This window comes from Paenisporosarcina sp. TG-14 (assembly GCF_000297555.1).
Taxonomy (GTDB): domain Bacteria; phylum Bacillota; class Bacilli; order Bacillales_A; family Planococcaceae; genus Paenisporosarcina; species Paenisporosarcina antarctica.
The window spans coordinates 1-6,214 of the sequence record NZ_AMGD01000085.1 but is presented as its reverse complement, the minus strand read 5'-3'; the positions used below and the strand labels follow the sequence as shown (position 1 = coordinate 6,214).

Below are 6,214 nucleotides of genomic sequence, written 5' to 3'. Positions count from 1 at the left end.
CTCATCGAACGCCCCGCGGAACGCGTCCGCTCGGAACGGAAATCAGCGTGTATCAGGATTTTTTTAGTTTCATAGATATTTATAAAAAAATGACATTAGTAAAATTCCATCCCTTTCTCCTGTTTTATCGAGAAGGGGATTTTATTTCACCAACGTCATATATTGTACAACCTCCGTTAATGGCTACTTGTTTTTTATTATTTCTCCACATGCAATTCGATCTCCTGAATTTCCAGAAGGATCAGTTACGTAATCGTCTGCACTTTCGTGAATAATTATGGAACTTCCATCCTTATCAAGTAAAGAATTTGGCTTTCCTTTTTCAAGAGTTACATTCGGAGTTGTAATTTCTAAGTCTACTTCTCCATCCTTTTTCACTTTCAAGTTTGGAAGGTCGCCGCCGTGATACCCTTTCGGATTATAAAAACCATGTTGCTTTTTAGTGGGATTGAAATGACCACCTGCTGTTTTAAAATCAGGCTGTTCGCATTTCCCTACTTCATGAAAATGAATGGCTTTTTCTCCCGGTTTTAATCCTTTCAGTTGCAATAAAATTCTCACTCCTGTATCTGTTTCTGTTAATTCTGCTATTCCTATTCCCTTACCAGTAGAATCCACAATTGTCGTTTCAAGCGAATACTCAACTTGACCACTAACTGGAAATAACTCTTTTTGTTGGCTACAGCCTGTTACCATTAACATGACACATACTATCATCATCCATTTATTCACAAAAAAACCTCCATGAAAATGATTTCTCATTAACATGATGGCTTAAATTTGGTCATTTATACCTTAAACAATAATTACCAAAAGAACGACAATAAACATGGCTGCAAAGAAAATAGACATCCATTTCATCCATTTAGATTCACGTTCATATCCTTTTTCTTTAAAACTAATAGCTCGAAAGCCATTAGTTAAAGCAAATAGCGCAGTCATAAACAACACAGCAATATATAAATCTCCTTTAATAATAAAGATCAATGCTGCTATACTTACGGATGCTATTAGTAGTCCAGCAATCCCCTTTCGATTCATCTTTGTAGCTCCTTTTAAAAAAGTCGGTGCTAAAAACGCACCGACTTTCTGTTATTTTTTTTCTGTTGTTTTTTCTGTTGTTTTTTCTGCTGTTTCTTCTATTGATGTTTCTCCATTACCTTCTAATGCTATTTCTGGATGATTGGAATAAAACTTACGTCCTAGGTAGGTTTGGAATATCAATAATAAACCACCAATTGTCCAGTAAAGTGGGAGAGCCGACATAGATGTAAACGAAACGAACATAATCATGATAGGTGAAATGTAAATAAACATTTTCATTTGTTGTTTTTGTTGCTCAGGTACGGTCCATAGAGAAACTTTCGCTTGTAAGAAATATACTGCCCCTGCGATAAGCGTCATTATTACATCCGGAGACCCAAGACTATACCACAAAAATTGATGACTTTTCACATCTGGTGAATATAATATCGCAAAATAAAGACCCATAATGATTGGCATTTGAATAACCATTGGTAAACAACCCATGTTTAAAGGATTGACATTATGTTTACGGTAGAGCCCCATCATTTCTTTTTGCAATATCGTTTGCTCTTCTTTATCTTTGGATGCTTTTATTTTCTTTTGAATTTCATCCATTTCAGGCTTCATTGAGTCCATTTTGAGTTTCATGCCTTGTTGCGTTTTATAGTTACGAAGCATTAAAGGCATTAACACAACTCGGATCAAAACCGTAATCGCGATAATGGCTAAGCCGAAACTTCCATTAAATAAATCCCCAAAAAAGGTAAGTAAAAAGTCGAAAGGTTTTACAAGAATGTTGTAGAAATAACCTTCCTTATTTTCAACACCCGAACATCCACTTAGCACAACAGCAGCCATAACTAGCATTAACATTAATCCGATTTTCTTCTTCATTAAATTCACCTTCATCTTTTAAACTATAGAAATGTATTTCTTAACTACTACCTACTACTTTTCAATCCGATAAAAATATTTCTACTATAAACTTTATATTTTTTTAAGTCCATAGAAAAGTATACCTTATATACCTACTACTTTTCAAATCAATAAAAAAAGAGCCATAATATACGACTCTTTTAAACAGTTGTAGATAGTGCAAAACGAAAATATTTATGTTCCTTTTGATCACGAAATTGTTTAGGCGTAACTTCCGTATACTTCTTGAATATTCGGGTGAAATAGCTCTGATTACAGAAATGATATCGTTTTGAAATGTCTAAAATACTTTTACTTGTGTGACGTAAATAGTATTGTGATTCTTCTACACGTCTGACATTTAAATATTCAACAAGTGTAATACCTACATGTTCGCGGAAAATTCGTGATAAGTGGCTCGTACTGACTTGAAAATACTTCGCAATTTCTTCTACTGAAAGTTCAGCTTCCACTTCGTCATTAATATATAAAACTACTTTATTTACAGTTCGATGACCAAATGTTGGTTGTTTTCTTTCAGAAATAACGGAGACAAAGAAATCGATTAAATCATCTGCAAATTGTAGAAAAGAGGCATCATTTAAGTGATTATCAACCATATCAATACAAGCAGTATTAAAAGCAAATGTTTTTTTAAATGGCACTTGATTTTCATATAATTTTCTTGCCATGATTGATGACAATATAATAAAGTAGTGTTTTACTGCGCGAATTGTTCGCTTCCCTGCTTTTAATGATATTTGTTCTATAAGAAGCTGTAGTGTTTTCTTTGCTTGATCCGTTTCTACCTGTTGAATTTGATATAAAAGTTTATTTTCTAATTCAAAGAAATCTTCTACTCCCTCCAACTGAGTAAATATTTCAATCTCGCTTATATACTTTTTGGATATAGAATCACTATCTGATAATTGATTTAGTTTCATCAAACTCACCATCTTCCTTCAAAAAAACCTATGCTTATTTTACCATATATAAATTTCGGTTTTTGAAAACATCATGAACTTTTTTTATCTTTTATTAAGAAAAGTACTTGATTGTCTTATCCAATTGGTATTAGCACTTCAATATGCCTTTTTAATATCTGGACTAAAGCAGGCGTACTACACCCATCATCACCATCTATATTGCAAATCATATCAGGTGTTGTTTTAATGCTGACTTTTTCTGTTTTAATCACAATAACATCAGAATCTTCTTCAAGCTTTCCTCGCAGCATGGCTAAAGACATACGCATAAAAGCTGGTATACCAGCACTTTTCACAATAAAGACATGTAGGAAACCATCATCCGTTTTTGCATCAGGAGCCATTTTTTCGAATCCTCCTACCGAGTTCGTCAATGCCACTAACACAAGCACAGATTTACCTTCCCATGTACCTTGGTCATGCTCAACGAGAATTTCTGTTTCTTCATTTGAAGTTAAAGCTTTAACTCCTTCTATTACATATGCCAAAGCACCTAGTTTAGTTTTTTGTTCAACAGACACTTGAGAAACATTTTCTGCTAATTGTCCAACTGCTAAAATATTCATAAAGTATTGTTTTTGAACTTTAGCAATATCAACAAAAACCGGTTTAGCTGTTTTAAGGGCCTCTATTGCTTTTGAAGGTTCTAAAGAAATACCTAATGCTCTTGCGAAATCATTTACAGTACCTAGAGGAATAATTGAGAAAAGTGGTTTATGTTGTTGTTCCGCTAATCCATTAACTGCTTCATTAATGGTTCCGTCGCCACCCATCGCTATTACAAGGTGATATTTTTCTACGCATGCCTGACGCGCAAAACCTTTCGCATCTCCTTCTCCCTGAGTTTCTTTGACATCTACTTCATACCCCATCGTTTTTAATGTTTCAACTGTTTGGTCTTTAACAGATCCTGCTAACTCTTTACCTGATGATGGATTTAATATAAACATTGCTTTTTTCAATTGAAAACTCTCCCTCTGACTGAGTGTTTTATATGGTAAAATAGTGAAAAGTTATGATTGTGAAAAAGTGAGGTGGAATATTTTGGACACAAATTCAATTAACGAAATTATGAAAGTAATTCATGAGTTTTTCCCTGAACAAGCATCTATTGCTATTTCTAATACTACTGAATTTGTTTATTATCAACCGAGTAAAAAAATTGATTTAAAAATACTACCTGGTGATCCAGTTAAAGAAGGTACCGCTACACATAAAGCACTTCTTTACGGCCAAAAGGTAAACGAGTTTATTAATTCTGAAATTTTTGGTGTTTCATACTATGGGATGAGTATTCCCATTATAGAAGAAGGTGAAACTAAAGGTGCAGTGACAGCTATTTTCCCACAACAACCATCACCTTTTTTAAGTAAATATATGACAATAAAAACAGATGAAAATTGGTATCCTGTTAAACATAATCAAGTTCTCTTTTTAGAGACTCAACTACGAAAAACATTTGTCAAAACTGAAGTTCGTGAAGGGTTCCATCGATTAAATTTAAGTGAGTTGGAATTGTTTTTATCATCGGAATCATTTATAAGATGCCATCGTTCCTATATCGTCAACATTGCATTTATTAAAGAAATTCAACCTGACTCCCATTCTACTTTTTTATTAGAAATGACAGATGGAACTAGAATTCCTGTCAGTCAGCGTTATGCTAGTTACTTTAGACGCGCATTAGGGTTTTAAGTTGCTTTCTTTACTTATTAAATGAGGCTTTAAAATATTTTCTATCCTTAACAACTTAACTTTCTCTTATCCCGAAAAAATTTCATTTATAAAAAAGGTTGCACTCACTTTGAGTGCAACCTTTTTGTATGTCGTGATTTCTATTTAAATACCGGTGTATCTTTGATATCTTTTGTATCTGTTTCTTTCATCTGATCTTGAACTTCTTCGTTATAATATTGAACACTCGTCATAGCGCCTTCATCTACCATATTATTGTCATCAATATCATGGGGATCTGAATGTCCAGTTTTAGTCATATCCGCTTTATTTTTTTGTGATTCAATATAAGAATTCACTTTTATTTTTGTATTATTAAAAGCAACCATAGCCTTGTCACGATTTTCTTGTTTACTAAAATATGCATAAGTACCTGCTGCCAATCCAGCTAATAGTAATGAACGATTATTTCCTCTTGCCATATTCATCATTCCTCCAATAAGTCATATTCTTTACCTATTTTATAGATACCCTCTATTTCCATTTTTAATCCTAATTTATTATTACAAAATGATTACAAATTAACTGCTTTTTTTAGCATATCAACATGCGGGATTCCATCTTCATCATACTCGTCAGATATCGCCTCAAAACCAAATGAGCCATAAAAATGTTTAAGGTGAGCCTGTGCTTGTAATTGAATATCTGCGTTCGGCCACTTTTCATGGATAAATGAAATTGCTTGTTCCATTAATTGTTTAGCAAGACCCCTTCCCCTTGATTTTTTGTCTACTATTACTCGTCCTATAGAAACGTAGTTATATTTTACCCCAGAAGGTAAGACTCGAGCGTAGGCAAGCAGTTCATCATTTTCGATATAGGAGAAGTGATAAGAATCCACATCGTAGCCATCTAACTCGGGATATGGACACGATTGTTCAACTATAAAAACATTTACCCGAAGTCGTAAGTATGTATAAAGCTCAGTAGTTGTTAACTCTTGAAAAGATTTGATTCTCCACATATTTATCACTCCTTTTATGGATATTATTCCACATGTCTAGCATACTAGCGATATATTTGGTATGATGACGGAAAGAATTTTGAGGTGATCCGATTTGATACGAGCGATGAAACAAGACGATATTGCTGCTGTACAGCAAATCGCTAAACTAAGCTGGCATGATACTTATGAAGGTATTATTCCAATTGAGGTTCAAGTTTTATTTATTGAGCGAACTTATTCGAAGGCAATGATGATGAAACGTTTAGAAAAAACGTCCATGTATGTTGCTATTCATAATGATGAAATCGTTGGTTTTGCCAACTTTACACGGATTGATAATGATGGTGACGTTGAACTTACAGCTATTTATCTCTTGCCCTCTCATCAACACTTAGGCTATGGCAAGAAATTATTAACTGAAGGATTGCATAATATTCAAGATGCTCAACAATTATTGGTTTACGTCGAAAGTGACAACCAAAAAGGTCGTGCGTTTTATGAACGAAATAATTTCATATGTATGGAAGAATTCGATGAATTTTTTGAAGGTCATCCGCTATCTACATCTAAATATGTATATAATTTAAAAACGCCGGTTAACACTTAA

General features: G+C 33.6%; 9 protein-coding genes. 2 read left to right on the top strand and 7 right to left on the bottom strand.

Going from position 1 to position 6,214, the window contains the following annotated elements; all coding sequences use genetic code 11:
* Nucleotides 1–183: 183 nt before the first annotated feature.
* From C406_RS0117820 to C406_RS0117800, 5 genes are all read right to left on the bottom strand, one after another.
* Nucleotides 184–732 carry a superoxide dismutase family protein gene (locus tag C406_RS0117820; RefSeq protein WP_017382018.1) on the bottom strand — a complete coding sequence of 183 codons (549 nt, stop codon included), beginning with the start codon at nt 730–732 and terminating at the stop codon, nt 184–186.
* Between the two features lie 63 nt (nt 733–795).
* A complete protein-coding gene (locus C406_RS0117815) occupies nt 796–1,041 on the bottom strand; it encodes a hypothetical protein (protein WP_017382017.1) in 246 nt (81 codons plus the stop codon).
* A 51-nt stretch (nt 1,042–1,092) separates the two neighbouring features.
* Nucleotides 1,093–1,920 (bottom strand): membrane protein insertase YidC, encoded by an 828-nt coding sequence (yidC, locus tag C406_RS0117810; RefSeq protein WP_017382016.1) that lies wholly within the window; start codon nt 1,918–1,920, stop codon nt 1,093–1,095.
* A 182-nt stretch (nt 1,921–2,102) separates the two neighbouring features.
* Nucleotides 2,103–2,885: a helix-turn-helix domain-containing protein gene (locus C406_RS0117805; RefSeq protein ID WP_026045745.1), complete on the bottom strand. Its 783-nt coding sequence runs from the start codon at nt 2,883–2,885 to the stop codon at nt 2,103–2,105.
* Between the two features lie 116 nt (nt 2,886–3,001).
* Nucleotides 3,002–3,889 (bottom strand): diacylglycerol/lipid kinase family protein, encoded by an 888-nt coding sequence (locus C406_RS0117800; protein WP_017382014.1) that lies wholly within the window; start codon nt 3,887–3,889, stop codon nt 3,002–3,004.
* Between the two features lie 82 nt (nt 3,890–3,971).
* On the opposite strand from C406_RS0117800, the gene C406_RS0117795 reads away from it, so the two are divergent.
* The gene (locus tag C406_RS0117795) at nt 3,972–4,622 is read left to right on the top strand and encodes a LytTR family DNA-binding domain-containing protein (protein WP_017382013.1); all 651 of its coding nucleotides are present in this window, start codon (nt 3,972–3,974) and stop codon (nt 4,620–4,622) included.
* Between the two features lie 140 nt (nt 4,623–4,762).
* On the opposite strand, the gene C406_RS19750 is transcribed toward C406_RS0117795, so the two are convergent.
* Nucleotides 4,763–5,083, bottom strand: a complete 321-nt coding sequence (locus C406_RS19750) for a hypothetical protein (RefSeq protein ID WP_017382012.1) — start codon at nt 5,081–5,083, stop codon at nt 4,763–4,765.
* 92 nt (nt 5,084–5,175) lie between these two features.
* On the bottom strand, nt 5,176–5,625 hold the full coding sequence (locus tag C406_RS0117785; protein ID WP_017382011.1) for a GNAT family N-acetyltransferase: 450 nt from the start codon (nt 5,623–5,625) through the stop codon (nt 5,176–5,178).
* A gap of 94 nt (nt 5,626–5,719) precedes the next feature.
* On the opposite strand from C406_RS0117785, the gene C406_RS0117780 reads away from it, so the two are divergent.
* Complete coding sequence (locus C406_RS0117780; RefSeq protein ID WP_017382010.1) at nt 5,720–6,214, top strand: GNAT family N-acetyltransferase; 495 nt, start codon at nt 5,720–5,722, stop codon at nt 6,212–6,214.